The organism is Aerococcus loyolae (assembly GCF_002871915.2).
Classification (GTDB): domain Bacteria; phylum Bacillota; class Bacilli; order Lactobacillales; family Aerococcaceae; genus Aerococcus; species Aerococcus loyolae.
On the sequence record NZ_CP126958.1, the window covers coordinates 1,583,836 to 1,597,911 of the forward strand.

Sequence of the window (14,076 nt, forward strand, 5' to 3'; positions counted from 1 at the left end):
TTTTATTAGGTAAAGTACCGTAAGCTTATTACTTACCAGTTTTACCTTCTTTACGGATAATGTGTTCGCCAGCGTATTTAATCCCTTTACCCTTGTAAGGTTCTGGTTTACGTACTTGACGGATTTTAGCAGCTAATTCGCCAACTTTATCTTTGTCAACACCATTAATCTTGATTTCAGTATTACTTGGAACTTCAAAGTCAATACCTTCTGGTGCTTCAAATTCTACTGGATGGGATAATCCCACTTGTAAGACAAGTTTTTTACCTTGTAATTGAGCACGGTAACCAACCCCGGATAGTTCCAATTGTTTAGAGAAACCTTCGTGGGTCCCTAATACCATGTTATAGAATAATGAACGAGACGTTCCATGCATAGAACGGGCTTCTTTTGATTGGTTAACTGGTTCAAAAGTATATTCATTTTCTTCGTTTTGAGCGATTTTAATCAATGGATTGAATTCGCGTGTTAATTCACCTTTAGGGCCTTTAACAGTAACAGTAGAACCGTCAACAGATACGGTTACGTCACTTGGTACGGCAACTGGTTTATAACCAATACGACTCATCTAGGCTGCACCTCTTTCTATAATGATTTCTCTCTTACCATACGTAGGCAAGAATTTCGCCACCAATGTTCTTTTGGCGTGCTTCTTTGTCAGTAACAACACCTTCAGATGTTGAAACAATGGCAATTCCTAAACCGTTCAACACTTTAGGAATTTCATCACTTTTTGCGTAAACACGTAATCCTGGTTTAGAAATACGGCGTAAGTTTGTGATGATACGTTGGTTATCGGCACCGTATTTCATGAATACGCGGATAATCCCTTGTTTGTCGTCTTCTAAGACTTCATAGCCTTTGATATAGCCTTGTTCTTCTAAGATTTTAGCAATTGCTTCTTTCATTTTTGAAGCTGGAACTTCAACTGTTTCATGACGCACTAGGTTAGCGTTACGAATACGAGTTAGGAAGTCCGCAATTGGATCTGTCATGACCATCTAAGTACACCCTCCTTTATATTACTTGATTACCAACTAGCCTTCTTGACCCCTGGAAGTTGTCCTTTATGGGCAAGTTCACGAAGACAAATACGGCATAATTTAAACTTACGGTAAACAGAGTGGGGTCTGCCACAGCGTTCACAACGTGTGTAAGCCTGTGTTGAATACTTAGGTTTACGTTTATTCTTTTCGATCATTGCTTTTTTAGCCAAACCGTTCGCCTCCTTGTACTATTTTTGGAATGGCATTCCTAATTGTGCCAATAATTCTCTTGATTCTTCATCAGATTCTGCGGTAGTTACGATAACAACGTCTAAACCACGAACTTTATCAACTTCATCAAAGTCGATTTCTGGGAAGATTAATTGTTCACGAATACCTAAGGTGTAGTTACCACGTCCATCAAAGGAACGTTTACTAATTCCGCGGAAGTCACGAACACGAGGAAGTGAAACATTAATTAACTTGTCTAAGAAGTCATACATACGTTCACCACGTAAGGTAACTTTGGTACCAATAGGCATACCTTCACGTAAGCGGAAACCAGCAATTGATTTCTTTGCCTTGGTGATAATTGGTTTTTGACCAGAGATCTTGGTTAATTCTTCAACTGCATTTTCAAGATTTTTTGAGTTGGAGACAGCGTCGCCGACACCCATATTTAAAACAATCTTGTCAACTTTTGGCACTTGCATTGGAGAAGTATAGTTAAACTTTTCAATTAAAGCGTTCTTTACTTCGTTATTGTATTTTTCTTTTAAATGATTAGCCATAATCTGTTAGTTCCTCCTTCCTTGATTAATCTAAGGCTTTGCCAGATTTTTTAGCCACACGAACACGTTTGCCGTCACGTTCTTCAATGGCAACGCGGGTCTTTTCGTTGGTTTCTGGATCAATTAATTGGACATTTGATACATGAATTGCAGCTTCTTCTTCGATGATGCCGCCTTGTGGATTTGCTTGGGATGGACGTTGGTGTTTCTTCACTAAGTTTGCGCCTTCAACGAGCACGCGATCTTTCTTAGGGAAAGTTTTTAAAACTGTTCCTTGAACGCCTTTGTCTTTACCAGCAATAATTTCTACTTTATCACCTGTTTTAATACGCATCTTTTGGACACCTCTCTTTCAATATGATTAAAGTACTTCTGGAGCGAGTGAAATAATACGCATATAGTTGTTTTCACGTAATTCACGAGCTACTGGTCCAAAGATACGAGTTCCACGTGGTGTTTTATCATCACGAATAATTACACAGGCATTTTCATCGAATTTGATGTATGAACCATCAGCACGACGTGTTCCACTCTTGGAGCGAACAATAACAGCTTTTACCACATCACCTTTTTTAACAACGCCACCGGGTGTAGCTTGTTTTACTGTACATACAATAACGTCACCGATGTTAGCTGTTTTACGACCTGAACCACCTAAAACGCTGACACATAGGACTTCACGTGCTCCTGAGTTATCAGCAACTTTCAAGCGACTTTCTGTTTGAATCATCTTCTAGTATCCTCCTTCCAGTTAGCGTTAAATAATAACTGATTTTTCAACAATTTCAACTAGACGGAAATATTTATCCTTAGATAGTGGACGGGTTTCCATAATTTTAACGGTGTCGCCTACTTTTGCTGAATTCTTTTCATCATGTACTTTATATTTCTTGGAATACGAAATACGTTTTTTGTATGTTGGATGGAATTTAAATGTGTCTACTTGGACAACGATCGTCTTATCCATTTTGTCGGAAACAACGCGTCCTTGTAGAACTTTACGGTGATTACGTTTTTCTGCCATTTCTTTAATATCCTCCTTTACTGATTAACGTTTTACGCGAGTTCTTGTTGACGCAATGCTGTTTTAATACGAGCAATTTGTTTACGAACTTGTTTAATACGCGCAGTATTTTCTAATTGACCGGTTGCCAATTGGAATCGTAAATTGAATAACTCTTGTTTGTATTCTTGTTCCTTTGCGTTTAATTCAGCCACGGAAAGATCTTTTAATTCAGAAAATTTATTCATTCGATTCACCACCTACATCACGTTTGACAATCTTACAACGAATTGGTAATTTGTGGGCGGCAAGACGTAGCGCTTCGCGAGCAACTTCTTCAGGCACCCCTGCAATTTCAAATAAAATTTTTCCGCGTTTAACAGGAGCTACCCAGCCTTCTGGAGCACCTTTACCGGAACCCATACGAACACCAATGGCTTTGGCGGAGTATGGTTTGTGAGGGAAGATTTTAATCCATACTTTCCCTCCACGTTTCATATAACGTGTCATCGCGATACGGGCTGCTTCGATTTGGCGGTTGGTGATCCATTTAGAATCTAATGCTTGTAAGCCATATTCACCATAGGCGATTTCTTTACCGCCTTTAGCTTCTCCACGCATTTTTCCGCGGAACTCACGTCTATGTTTAACACGTTTAGGTACTAACACGATTATTCCTCCTCTTGATTATTAGTTGTTGGAAGAACTTCTCCACGGCAAATCCAAACTTTAACACCAATTTTACCATAGGTGGTGTCTGCTTCTACCCAGGCATAATCAATATCAGCACGTAGGGTATGTAGTGGAACAGTTCCTTCGTCTAATGCTTCGGTACGAGCCATATCAGCACCGTTTAAACGGCCAGATACTTGGACTTTGATACCTTGAGCGCCTGCTTTCATGGTGCGTTGAATGGCTTGTTTCATGGCACGACGGAAAGCGATACGGTTTTCTAATTGTTGAGCGATGTTTTCGCCGACTAATTCTGCACTTAAGTCAGGTTGTTTAACTTCGATAACGTTGATGTGTACGCGTTTACCGGTTAATTGGTTAAGGTCTTTACGGAGTTTTTCTACTTCACTACCGCCTTTACCGATAACCATCCCTGGTTTAGCCGTATGCACATTGATGTTTACCTTGTTAGCTGCACGTTCAATTTCAACTTGTGAGATTGAAGCATCTTTTAGCGCGTCTTCAATATAATCACGGACAGCTAAGTCTTCATGTAACGTGTTGGCATAATCTTTTTCTTCAAACCAGCGTGCATCCCAGTCTTTAATGACCCCGATACGTAAACCGGTTGGATTAATTTTTTGACCCACTAATTACTCCTCCTCTGCTTCTTTTACCACAACAGTAATGTGGCTGGTGCGTTTATTGATACGTGAAGCTGCGCCTTTAGCACGTGGACGGAACCGTTTCATGGTTGGCCCTTCATTCACATAGGCTTCACTGACATATAATTTAGTTACATCTAAGTCTGAATTGTGTTCTGCGTTAGCAACAGCTGACATTAACACCTTTTCAATCACAGGACTAGCTGCACGAGGGGTGTTTTTTAGAATAGCGATTGCTTCGCCAACGCTCTTGTTGCGAATTAAGTCAATTACTAAGCGCGCTTTACGGGCTGGAATTCTAACTGTTTTCGCAGTAGCTTTTGCAGATAAAACTTGTTCTGCCATTATTTATTTTCCTCCTCTCGCATTAACGACGTGTCTTCTTGTCGTCTGCAGCATGACCATGGTAAGTACGGGTAGGAACAAATTCACCTAATTTGTGCCCAACCATGTCTTCTTGAATATAAACTGGAACATGTTTACGTCCATCGTGAACAGCAATCGTTAAACCAATGAAGTTAGGAAAGATTGTTGAACGACGGGACCATGTTTTGATTACTTGTTTTTTATCGTTGTCTTGTTGTTCTTGAACCTTTTTCATTAAGTGTTCGTCACAAAAAGGTCCTTTTTTAATACTACGGCTCATTTACTCTGGCTCCTTTCGTCAAGATCTAGTTAGTTTAACGTTTCTTGCTACGGTGACGTACAATTAATTTATTGCTACGTGCGTTCTTATCACGAGTCTTAATACCACGAGCTGGTTTGCCCCATGGGGTCATTTGAACCTTACGTCCGATTGGTGCACGACCTTCACCACCACCGTGTGGGTGATCGTTAGGGTTCATTACGGAACCACGAACAGTTGGGCGTTTACCTAACCAGCGACTACGTCCAGCTTTACCGCTGTTAATCAATTCATGTTGTTCATTACCAACAGAACCAACAGTAGCACGGCATGTACCTAAGATAAAACGTACTTCACCAGAGTTTAATTTTACTAGGACATATTTGTCTTCTTTACCTAAAACTTGAGCACTGGTACCAGCGGCACGAACTAATTGGCCACCCTTACCAGGTTTGGTTTCGATGTTGTGGACCACAGTACCAACTGGGATATTCTTAAGTGGTAAAGCATTACCTACTTTGATATCAGCGTCAGCACCAGATTGAATACGGGTACCTACTTGTAAACCTTTAGGTGCGATGATGTAGGTTTTAACCCCGTCAGTATAATGGATTAATGCGATGTTAGCGGAACGGTTTGGATCGTATTCAATAGCCTTAACCACGCCTTCAACGTTATCTTTGTTACGTTTGAAGTCGATTAAACGGTAAGCTTGTTTGTGTCCACCACCATGGTGACGAACAGTGATACGACCTTGGTTGTTACGTCCAGCTCTTCTGGATTGTTTAGCTAATAAGCTTTTTTCAGGTGTTTTCTTGGTGATTTCGGAAAAATCGGAACCTGACATATTACGACGTCCGTTAGTTGTCGCTTTATAAACTTTAATCGCCACGTTAATTCCTCCTATTCTTCAGAATCTTCATCAGTTGTTGGGAAGATTTCAATTGATTGACCTTCGGCAACTTCGACAATGGCTTTGCGACGTTTGCGGGTATAACCTGCATAACGTCCCATACGTTTTAACTTGCCACGTACATTAAGGATGTTTACTTTAACAACTTTTACTTGGAAAAGTTCTTCAACAGCTTGTCTCACTTGAGTTTTGTTAGCGTCAGTAGCTACTTCAAAAGTGTACTTGTTGTCATCCATAGCTTCCATTGAAGCTTCAGTAATGATTGGGCGTAGAATAATATCTTGAGCACTCATTATGCAAGTACCTCCTCTACGTTAGAAAGAGCTGATTGAGTCATAAGCACTTTCACATGGTTTTCTAAGTCGTAAACGTTCACGTTATCTTCATCAACTACGGTAACATTGTTTAAGTTACGTGCAGATAAGTGGGCGTTAGTGTTGTCTTTATCAACAACTACTAAGACTTTTTCGTTAACATTTAAGTTTTCGAGAATGTTTTTGAATTCTTTGGTCTTTGGTGCATCTAAGCTAAGTGCGTCAACAACTACTAAGTTGTCTTGGCTCACCTTGCGTGATAATGCAGAACGTAAAGCTAAGCGACGTACCTTACGAGGTAACTTGTAGCTGTATGAACGTGGGGTAGGACCGAATGCGCGTCCACCACCAACCCATTGAGGAGCTCGGATAGAACCTTGACGAGCACGACCGGTTCCTTTTTGACGCCATGGTTTACGTCCACCACCACTAACAGCGGAACGGTTTTTCACTGCGTGTGTTCCTTGGCGACGGGAAGCGCGTTGCATCAAAATAACATCAAAGATTGCGGTTTCGTTTGGTTCGATAGCGAAGATATCGTCTTTTACTTCAATTTCGCCGTTTTGTGAACCATCTTGTTTATATAAGTTGATTTTAGCCATTATTTTCTTCCTCCTTCCTCAATTATTCAGCTGATTTAGCAGCTGTCTTGATTTCAACGAGTGATTTTTTAGCACCTGGAACATTACCTTTTACTAAGATAACATTCTTGTCTGCCATCACTTTAACGATTTCTAAGTTTTGAATGGTTACAGTGTTGCCACCCATTTGTCCTGGTAAGTTTTTACCTTTGAAGACTTTGGAAGCATCTGAAGCCATACCCATTGATCCAGCAGCACGGTGGTAGTGAGAACCGTGAGACATAGGACCACGTTGTTGACCATGACGTTTGATCGCGCCTTGGAAACCTTTACCTTTAGAGGTTCCAGTTACATCAACGATGTCGCCTTCTTGGAAAATATCCACCTTTACTTCGCTACCTACTTCGTATTCTCCTAGCTCAACATCTTTGAATTCGCGAATGAAGCGCTTAGGAGTAGTTTCTGCTTTTGCTACATGACCTTGTTCAGGTTTATTGGCAAGAACTTCACGTTTGTCGTCGAAACCTAATTGAACAGCTTCGTAACCATCGTTTTCCAAAGTTTTCACTTGTAAAACAACATTAGCTTGAGCTTCGATAACAGTAACTGGTACTAATTCGCCAGATTCAGTGAAGAACTGAGTCATACCTACTTTTTTACCTAAGATTCCTTTAGTCATGATTACACCTCCATAAAATTATTTTTTAAAAATTGGTTAACTAAATTAAAGTTTGATTTCGATGTCCACACCACTTGGTAAGTCGAGTTTCATTAAAGCGTCGACTGTCTTAGGTGTTGGGTTAACAATATCCACTAGGCGTTTGTGTGTACGCATTTCGAATTGTTCCCGTGAGTCTTTGTACTTGTGAGTTGCACGGATCACGGTGAAGATTGAGCGTTCAGTTGGTAGTGGGATTGGCCCTGCTACTTGTGCTCCTGTACGTTTAGCGGTATCTACAATTTTTTGTGCGGATTGATCTAGCGCACGATGTTCATAAGCCTTTAAGCGGATACGAATTTTTTGTTTTGCCATTATATTTCCTCCTCGTCATAATTCTACGATTGACTAGCTCCATATGAAAGACCGGCTCCACCCTCTTGGCAAAGCTCCCGGGTGTGTCGCAACCTCATACTTCAAAGCTTGGGCTGTTTTGACCCCAGGGCATAGTAACCCCTGGAATTTACAGCACTCTTACAATTATACAGACATGTCGATGTGATATCAAGGGTTTTCGCTTACTTTTTTAAAAAAATCGCCAAAAAATTGGATTATCTACCCTATTATTTCAGACCTCCCCAGACAGATCTATATATAAACCTAATCGCTAGAAAATAAGCCAACCCTTGCTTTACAAACAAAAAAGAAACCGAGTCATTTTAAAGTTTTGACCCGGTTTCTACTATATAAGATGTCAATTTATCTTCGATGAAATGACTTAGCCATTAATGGAGCGATTCCTCATTAAAGATGACCACTGGCATACCCACGTATGATTTAGCAAATATGGTTGGCATAACATTGATTGAGGTATTGACACAGCCATAGGACCCTGCCATGTTGCGGTAGAGTTGACCCCCAAAGGCCGGTTGCCACTTGGCATCATGGATGCCTTCCGCATGGTAGTCAAAGGCCATCCAATAATCCACTGGTTGCTCATAAGGAATCCCTGTGATTGGTGAATTGGCTCTTAGGATACTTGGCGACTCCATATTCCAGATTTCATTGGCACCCGGAATCGTCGGCGACTTGTCTTGACCAGTGATCACATCGGTTTCCAGACTCAGTTGGCCATTCTCATAGAGGAATAGCTTTTGGTTAGGGATATCGACTTCAATATAAGTGTCCCCAAAGAAATTATCAACCTTGTAGCCTTGGCCGGCAATACTTGGTTCAAAACTCTTATCCTCACCGGCTAAGACCGCTTGGGCCACTTCTTCTACGGCCCGGTCACGATCAATATACCAGCCATAAATTCCAGGGAAAATGGTCACTGTCCCTGACATGGTCGACTTAAATTCATGTGGGTTCAATAAGCCCGAAACTTTTTGGTTCAACTCTTGTAGGTAAGCAGAAATCTTAGAGCGGTCAACATCTAGAGAAGAATCTGCTTGGACGATCAGCCAACTTTGAATGGTGGCTGGGTCGATCGGATAGTCTTTATCTTCGATATTAAGGGCTAGCTTCATGGAAGAAATCTTATTGAATTGCTCCATCTGCTTTTGTATTTCGGGATCGTCGGACTTCACTTGAGGCTCTAAGTAAGCATCCTCCAACTTCACCTGATCTTGCCCTTGGTCGATAGCCGTTTGAATCAATTGGCCTAACTTTTCCTTTGAAACTTGGTTTCCTTTACTTTCTTTTTTGATGCTTAATTGGTTATTGGCCTGGTCGACCACCACTTGGGCATTAGTGGGAGCTTGGCGTTCAGCATTATTAATCGCTAAGTCATTAATTAATTCCTTAAGGGCAGCATCATTATTCTTACTTTCTTCAACTGCTAGAACGCCATGGTCTTGGTTAAACCAGGCTAAAGGCCATTTCCAAGCGTTTTGTTGGTCTAAGAGCTGTTCTAGGGAAGAACTGATATTAAATTGAACCCCTATATCTTGGGGTTTGACTTCCTTAATCACTTGATCTTTTTCCGTGATCTTAACCCCTAAGTTGGATAGCTTGTCTTTGAGGCGACTTTCTGCCTCGTCTGGGCTTTGGTGACTAATATCTGTTGCAGCCATCACCGTTTCTGGCAAGAAGTGTCCTTGATAATAGTAGCTCCCTCCTAAATAAACCAGTGCTAAGACACTGATCACTGTTACCAGAGCAATTAAAAAGCCCTTTTTTCCACTATGCTTACTAGCCATATCTTTTCCTCCCCGACAAGTTGTTTTCCTTTTTTCTCTAACAATTTGTCTTAATTTAGTAAATAACTATTAATAAAATACCGACAATTACCTGTTTTGTAAACCATTTAGTTCTAAAATTATTTTTAAAATGAAAAAAGAGCTCGGATGAGCTCTTTTTCTTGGCATGTTCTAAAAATTAAAGAATTTCAGAAACAACACCGGCACCAACAGTGTGGCCACCTTCACGGATTGAGAAGTTAGTACCTTCTTCAATAGCGATTGGGTGAATTAATTTAACTTCCATAGTAACATTGTCACCAGGCATTACCATTGGTGTGTCTTCTGGTAAGATAACTTCACCGGTAATGTCAGTTGTACGGAAGTAGAATTGTGGACGGTAGTTGTTCATGAATGGGGTGTGACGTCCACCTTCTTCTTTAGTTAAAACATAAACTTCAGCTTTGAATTCGGTATGTGGAGTAATAGTACCTGGTTCAGCTAAAACTTGACCACGTTCGATGTTTTCACGGGTAATACCACGTAATAAGGCACCAACGTTGTCACCTGCTTCAGCGTAGTCAAGTGTTTTACGGAACATTTCAAGACCGGTAACAGTTGTTTTTTCAGGTTTGTCAGCTAAACCAACGATTTCAACTTCTTTACCAACTTCGATCTTACCACGTTCAACACGACCAGTAGCAACGGTACCACGACCGGTAATTGAGAATACGTCTTCAACTGGCATCATGAATGGTTTGTCAGTGTCACGTTCTGGAGTTGGGATGTATTCGTCAACAGCTTCCATTAAGTCTAAGATAGCTTGTTCAGCATCTGCGTCGCCTTCAAGAGCTTTTAATGCAGAACCTTTAATTACAGGAACGTCATCTCCTGGGAAACCATATTCACTTAATAAGTCACGAACTTCAAGTTCAACTAATTCAAGTAATTCTTCATCGTCAACCATATCACATTTGTTTAAGAATACAACGAAGTAAGGAACCCCAACTTGACGAGCAAGTAAGATGTGTTCACGAGTTTGAGCCATAGGACCGTCAGTTGCGGCAACAACTAAGATCGCACCGTCCATTTGAGCAGCACCGGTGATCATGTTCTTAACGTAGTCCGCGTGACCTGGGCAGTCAACGTGAGCGTAGTGACGGTTAGCTGTTTCGTATTCGATGTGAGAAGTGTTAATAGTAATCCCACGTTCTTGTTCTTCAGGTGCGTTATCGATCGCAGCGTAGTCTTTAGCTTCACCGAAACCATTTTTAGCTAAAACAGTAGCGATAGCTGCTGATAAAGTGGTTTTACCGTGGTCAACGTGACCTAAAGTACCGATATTTACGTGTGGTTTACTACGATCAAAATGTTCTTTTGCCATTGTATAATTTTCCTCCTAAAAGTTAACACTAAATTTCTATCTTATGTATATAGATTCAGTAGTTTAATTATATGAGATAGGCCTTGATAAAGTCAAGGACTCTACCTCATCTTTCCTTGATTTTTAAGCCTTTAGACTAATCTTCAGAACCTTTACCATATTTAGCAATGATTTCTTCACTGACAGATTTTGGAACAGGTTCATAGTGGTCAAAGGTCATGGTAAATGTCCCACGTCCTTGGGTTGCTGAACGTAAGGTCGTTGCGTAACCAAACATTTCAGATAGTGGCACAAATGAGTGTAAGGTTAAAGCGTTACCGCGTGGTTCTTGTCCTTCGATACGGCCACGACGTGCGGAAACATGTCCCATAACATCGCCTAAGTAGTCTTCAGGAACAACAATGTCAACCTTCATCACAGGTTCAAGGATTACAGCGCCAGCATCTTTAGCTGCATTACGTAATGCAAGAGAAGCGGCAACCTTGAAGGCTGCTTCACTGGAGTCGACATCGTGGTAAGAACCATCATATAGCTTAGCCTTCACGTCAACTAATGGGAAGCCTGCTAGGACACCATTTTCCATAGCGTCTTTCAAACCAGCTTCAACTGAAGGGATGTATTCACGAGGAACAACCCCACCAACGATAGCGTCTTCGAATTCGAAACCGGCACCTTCTTCGTTAGGGGTAAATTCGATCCATACGTCCCCGTATTGACCTTTACCACCAGATTGACGAACAAACTTACCTTGGGCTTGTGTTTGTTTAGTGAAGGTTTCACGGTAAGACACTTGAGGAGCACCAACAGTTGCTTCAACGTTGAATTCACGTTTCAAACGGTCAACGATAATGTCTAAGTGCAACTCACCCATACCGGCAATAATGGTTTGACCAGTTTCATGGTCGGTACTTGCACGGAAGGTTGGGTCTTCTTCAGCTAATTTACCCAAAGCAATTTGCATCTTATCTTGGTCAGCCTTGGTGTTTGGTTCGATAGCCACTTCGATAACAGGTTCTGGGAATTCCATTCTTTCCAAAATAATTGGGTTCTTGGTATCACAGAGGGTGTCACCAGTTGTGGTGTTCTTCAAACCAACCGCAGCAGCGATGTCACCAGAGAAGACTTCTTCAACTTCTGAACGAGAGTTAGCGTGCATCAATAAGATACGTCCGACACGTTCACGGGTGTCAGAAGTAGCGTTCAGCACGTAAGAACCAGCTTCAAGAGTTCCTGAGTAAACGCGGAAGAAGGTTAAACGACCAACATAAGGGTCTGTCATAACCTTGAAGGCTAATGCTGAGAATGGTGAGTCATCGTTTGCACGAACTTCAAAGGTTTCATCTGGGTTGTTTGCGCGTTCTGCTTCAATTGGAGGAACGTCAGTAGGTGCAGGTAAGTAGTCAATAACTGCATCTAGCATTAATTGAACCCCTTTGTTCTTGAAGGCAGATCCACATAATACTGGGAAGAATTCCAAGTTCAAGGTTGCTTTACGGATAGCAGCTTTTAATTGTTCTTCAGTGATTTCTTCACCTTCTAGGTAAGCAATCATTAAGTCTTCGTCAGTATCTGCAACTGCTTCAACAAGGTCAGTACGCCATTTTTCAGCAAGTTCTTGATATTCTTCTGGAATATCTTCTTCATCAATCACTTGACCCATTTCGTCTTCATAAATTTCAGCTTTCATCTTAACTAAGTCAATGATTCCAGTGAAATTATCTTCAGCACCAATAGGTAATTGGATTGCGTGAGCATTTGCTCCTAAGCGGTCTTTGATGGTGTCAACAGCATATAAGAAGTCAGCACCGATCTTGTCCATCTTGTTAGCAAATACGATACGTGGAACATGGTAGGTATCAGCTTGACGCCAAACAGTTTCTGTTTGAGGTTCTACCCCGGATTGAGCGTCAAGAACGGTTACGGCACCGTCAAGAACACGTAAGGAACGTTCAACTTCAACTGTGAAGTCCACGTGCCCTGGGGTGTCGATAATGTTTACTCGATAACCCTTCCATTGTGCAGTTGTTGCTGCAGAAGTAATCGTAATCCCACGTTCTTGTTCTTGTTCCATCCAGTCCATTTGGGAAGCCCCTTCGTGGGTTTCACCAATTTTGTGGATTTTACCGGTATAGTACAAGATACGTTCAGTCGTGGTTGTCTTACCGGCATCGATGTGGGCCATAATTCCGATGTTTCTTGTTTTTTCAAGAGGGAATTCTCTTTTAGCCATCTTTGAATAACTCTCCTTTACTTTAAAATAGAATAAAAACTTGTCCTCACTTATAATACCTGCCGTACTAGGAAATTTCCACTAATAAAGCAGGAAAAATTATTACCAGCGGAAGTGAGCGAAAGCTTTGTTGGCTTCAGCCATACGGTGGGTTTCTTCACGTTTTCTAACGGCAGCACCGGTGTTGTTAGCAGCGTCCATGATTTCACGCGCTAAACGAACGTTCATGGTTCCTTCACCACGGTTACGAGCTGCTTGAACGAGCCAACGAAGAGCTAAAGTTTGACGGCGTTCTGGGCGAACTTCCATAGGCACTTGGTAGTTAGCACCCCCAACACGACGCGCTTTAACTTCTAGAACTGGAGAAATGTTTTCAAGTGCTTCTTGGTAAACTTCCATAGCGTCATTTCCAGTTTCTTCTTTAATAATATCAAAAGCATTGTATAAGATGGTTGCTGCTTTACCACGTTTACCGTCAACCATGATTTGGCTGATTAGGCGAGTAACCATTTTTGAATTGTAAATTGGGTCTGGCAATACATCACGTTTTGCAACATGTCCTTTACGAGGCATCCAATGCCCTCCTTTCTGATTTAATCTTAGTCTCTAGGTTTTTTGGTTCCGTATTTAGAACGACTTTGACGGCGGTTTTCAACACCAGCGGTATCTAAAGCGCCACGAACGATGTGGTAACGAACCCCTGGTAAGTCCTTAACACGACCACCACGAATAAGTACGACACTGTGTTCTTGAAGGTTGTGTCCAATTCCTGGAATATAAGCAGTTACTTCAACCATGTTGGATAAACGCACACGAGCGTATTTACGTAAGGCTGAGTTAGGTTTCTTAGGTGTCATTGTCCCTACACGAGTACATACTCCACGCTTCTGAGGAGAGTTGGTACGGGTAGGTTGTTTTTTCATTGAGTTATAACCTCTGTTCAAAGCAGGTGAATTTGATTTTGCCTTGCTAGATTTACGAGGTTTACGTAATAATTGGTTAATAGTAGGCATTTACTATTATTCCTCCTTCCAATTCTTCTGTTTTCATTTTAAAGCCACACATCCTGGTGTG

At 41.3% G+C, this 14,076-nt stretch carries 22 protein-coding genes; all 22 read right to left on the reverse strand.

Features of this window, described 5'->3' with window-relative positions; all coding sequences use genetic code 11:
* Positions 1 to 28: 28 nt before the first annotated feature.
* The 22 genes from rplF to rpsL all read right to left on the reverse strand — a co-directional run bounded on the left by rplF (position 29) and on the right by rpsL (position 14,015).
* Entirely contained in the window at positions 29 to 568 is a 540-nt protein-coding gene (gene rplF / locus CJ190_RS07140) for a 50S ribosomal protein L6 (RefSeq protein WP_064292994.1), read from the reverse strand.
* A gap of 34 nt (positions 569 to 602) precedes the next feature.
* Positions 603 to 1,001, reverse strand: a complete 399-nt coding sequence (gene rpsH / locus CJ190_RS07145; protein ID WP_060778671.1) for a 30S ribosomal protein S8 — start codon at positions 999 to 1,001, stop codon at positions 603 to 605.
* 29 nt (positions 1,002 to 1,030) lie between these two features.
* Positions 1,031 to 1,216 carry a type Z 30S ribosomal protein S14 gene (locus CJ190_RS07150; protein ID WP_041705886.1) on the reverse strand — a complete coding sequence of 62 codons (186 nt, stop codon included), beginning with the start codon at positions 1,214 to 1,216 and terminating at the stop codon, positions 1,031 to 1,033.
* A gap of 18 nt (positions 1,217 to 1,234) precedes the next feature.
* Positions 1,235 to 1,777 carry a 50S ribosomal protein L5 gene (gene rplE, locus CJ190_RS07155; RefSeq protein ID WP_013669078.1) on the reverse strand — a complete coding sequence of 181 codons (543 nt, stop codon included), beginning with the start codon at positions 1,775 to 1,777 and terminating at the stop codon, positions 1,235 to 1,237.
* Between the two features lie 25 nt (positions 1,778 to 1,802).
* Positions 1,803 to 2,111 (reverse strand): 50S ribosomal protein L24, encoded by a 309-nt coding sequence (rplX, locus tag CJ190_RS07160; protein WP_060778672.1) that lies wholly within the window; start codon positions 2,109 to 2,111, stop codon positions 1,803 to 1,805.
* Between the two features lie 27 nt (positions 2,112 to 2,138).
* Entirely contained in the window at positions 2,139 to 2,507 is a 369-nt protein-coding gene (rplN, locus tag CJ190_RS07165; RefSeq protein WP_013669368.1) for a 50S ribosomal protein L14, read from the reverse strand.
* A 27-nt stretch (positions 2,508 to 2,534) separates the two neighbouring features.
* Positions 2,535 to 2,801 (reverse strand): 30S ribosomal protein S17, encoded by a 267-nt coding sequence (rpsQ, locus tag CJ190_RS07170; RefSeq protein ID WP_013668808.1) that lies wholly within the window; start codon positions 2,799 to 2,801, stop codon positions 2,535 to 2,537.
* A 32-nt stretch (positions 2,802 to 2,833) separates the two neighbouring features.
* The gene (gene rpmC, locus CJ190_RS07175; RefSeq protein WP_013670083.1) at positions 2,834 to 3,028 is read right to left on the reverse strand and encodes a 50S ribosomal protein L29; all 195 of its coding nucleotides are present in this window, start codon (positions 3,026 to 3,028) and stop codon (positions 2,834 to 2,836) included.
* A complete protein-coding gene (gene rplP / locus CJ190_RS07180; RefSeq protein ID WP_013669835.1) occupies positions 3,021 to 3,449 on the reverse strand; it encodes a 50S ribosomal protein L16 in 429 nt (142 codons plus the stop codon). The genes rpmC and rplP overlap by 8 nt, the downstream gene beginning before the upstream one ends.
* A gap of 2 nt (positions 3,450 to 3,451) precedes the next feature.
* Positions 3,452 to 4,102 carry a 30S ribosomal protein S3 gene (gene rpsC / locus CJ190_RS07185; protein WP_013668835.1) on the reverse strand — a complete coding sequence of 217 codons (651 nt, stop codon included), beginning with the start codon at positions 4,100 to 4,102 and terminating at the stop codon, positions 3,452 to 3,454.
* A gap of 3 nt (positions 4,103 to 4,105) precedes the next feature.
* On the reverse strand, positions 4,106 to 4,462 hold the full coding sequence (gene rplV, locus CJ190_RS07190) for a 50S ribosomal protein L22 (RefSeq protein ID WP_013669907.1): 357 nt from the start codon (positions 4,460 to 4,462) through the stop codon (positions 4,106 to 4,108).
* Positions 4,463 to 4,484: 22 nt separating this feature from the next.
* Complete coding sequence (gene rpsS, locus CJ190_RS07195) at positions 4,485 to 4,763, reverse strand: 30S ribosomal protein S19 (RefSeq protein WP_013668682.1); 279 nt, start codon at positions 4,761 to 4,763, stop codon at positions 4,485 to 4,487.
* Between the two features lie 34 nt (positions 4,764 to 4,797).
* Entirely contained in the window at positions 4,798 to 5,634 is an 837-nt protein-coding gene (gene rplB / locus CJ190_RS07200; protein WP_064292993.1) for a 50S ribosomal protein L2, read from the reverse strand.
* A gap of 11 nt (positions 5,635 to 5,645) precedes the next feature.
* Positions 5,646 to 5,948, reverse strand: coding sequence for a 50S ribosomal protein L23 (gene rplW, locus CJ190_RS07205; RefSeq protein WP_060778673.1), 303 nt, complete (start codon positions 5,946 to 5,948; stop codon positions 5,646 to 5,648).
* Positions 5,948 to 6,571: a 50S ribosomal protein L4 gene (gene rplD / locus CJ190_RS07210; protein ID WP_064292992.1), complete on the reverse strand. Its 624-nt coding sequence runs from the start codon at positions 6,569 to 6,571 to the stop codon at positions 5,948 to 5,950. Before rplD ends, rplW begins: the two co-directional genes overlap by 1 nt.
* A 22-nt stretch (positions 6,572 to 6,593) precedes the next feature.
* Complete coding sequence (rplC, locus tag CJ190_RS07215) at positions 6,594 to 7,229, reverse strand: 50S ribosomal protein L3 (RefSeq protein WP_013669423.1); 636 nt, start codon at positions 7,227 to 7,229, stop codon at positions 6,594 to 6,596.
* A gap of 45 nt (positions 7,230 to 7,274) precedes the next feature.
* Positions 7,275 to 7,583 carry a 30S ribosomal protein S10 gene (rpsJ, locus tag CJ190_RS07220; protein WP_013668846.1) on the reverse strand — a complete coding sequence of 103 codons (309 nt, stop codon included), beginning with the start codon at positions 7,581 to 7,583 and terminating at the stop codon, positions 7,275 to 7,277.
* A gap of 410 nt (positions 7,584 to 7,993) precedes the next feature.
* On the reverse strand, positions 7,994 to 9,409 hold the full coding sequence (locus CJ190_RS07225; RefSeq protein ID WP_064292991.1) for a L,D-transpeptidase family protein: 1,416 nt from the start codon (positions 9,407 to 9,409) through the stop codon (positions 7,994 to 7,996).
* A 178-nt stretch (positions 9,410 to 9,587) separates the two neighbouring features.
* The gene (gene tuf / locus CJ190_RS07230) at positions 9,588 to 10,772 is read right to left on the reverse strand and encodes an elongation factor Tu (RefSeq protein WP_060778677.1); all 1,185 of its coding nucleotides are present in this window, start codon (positions 10,770 to 10,772) and stop codon (positions 9,588 to 9,590) included.
* Between the two features lie 136 nt (positions 10,773 to 10,908).
* Complete coding sequence (gene fusA / locus CJ190_RS07235) at positions 10,909 to 13,002, reverse strand: elongation factor G (RefSeq protein WP_013669335.1); 2,094 nt, start codon at positions 13,000 to 13,002, stop codon at positions 10,909 to 10,911.
* A gap of 102 nt (positions 13,003 to 13,104) precedes the next feature.
* Positions 13,105 to 13,575, reverse strand: a complete 471-nt coding sequence (rpsG, locus tag CJ190_RS07240; protein WP_013668505.1) for a 30S ribosomal protein S7 — start codon at positions 13,573 to 13,575, stop codon at positions 13,105 to 13,107.
* Between the two features lie 26 nt (positions 13,576 to 13,601).
* The gene (rpsL, locus tag CJ190_RS07245; RefSeq protein ID WP_013669654.1) at positions 13,602 to 14,015 is read right to left on the reverse strand and encodes a 30S ribosomal protein S12; all 414 of its coding nucleotides are present in this window, start codon (positions 14,013 to 14,015) and stop codon (positions 13,602 to 13,604) included.
* Positions 14,016 to 14,076: the final 61 nt, after the last annotated feature.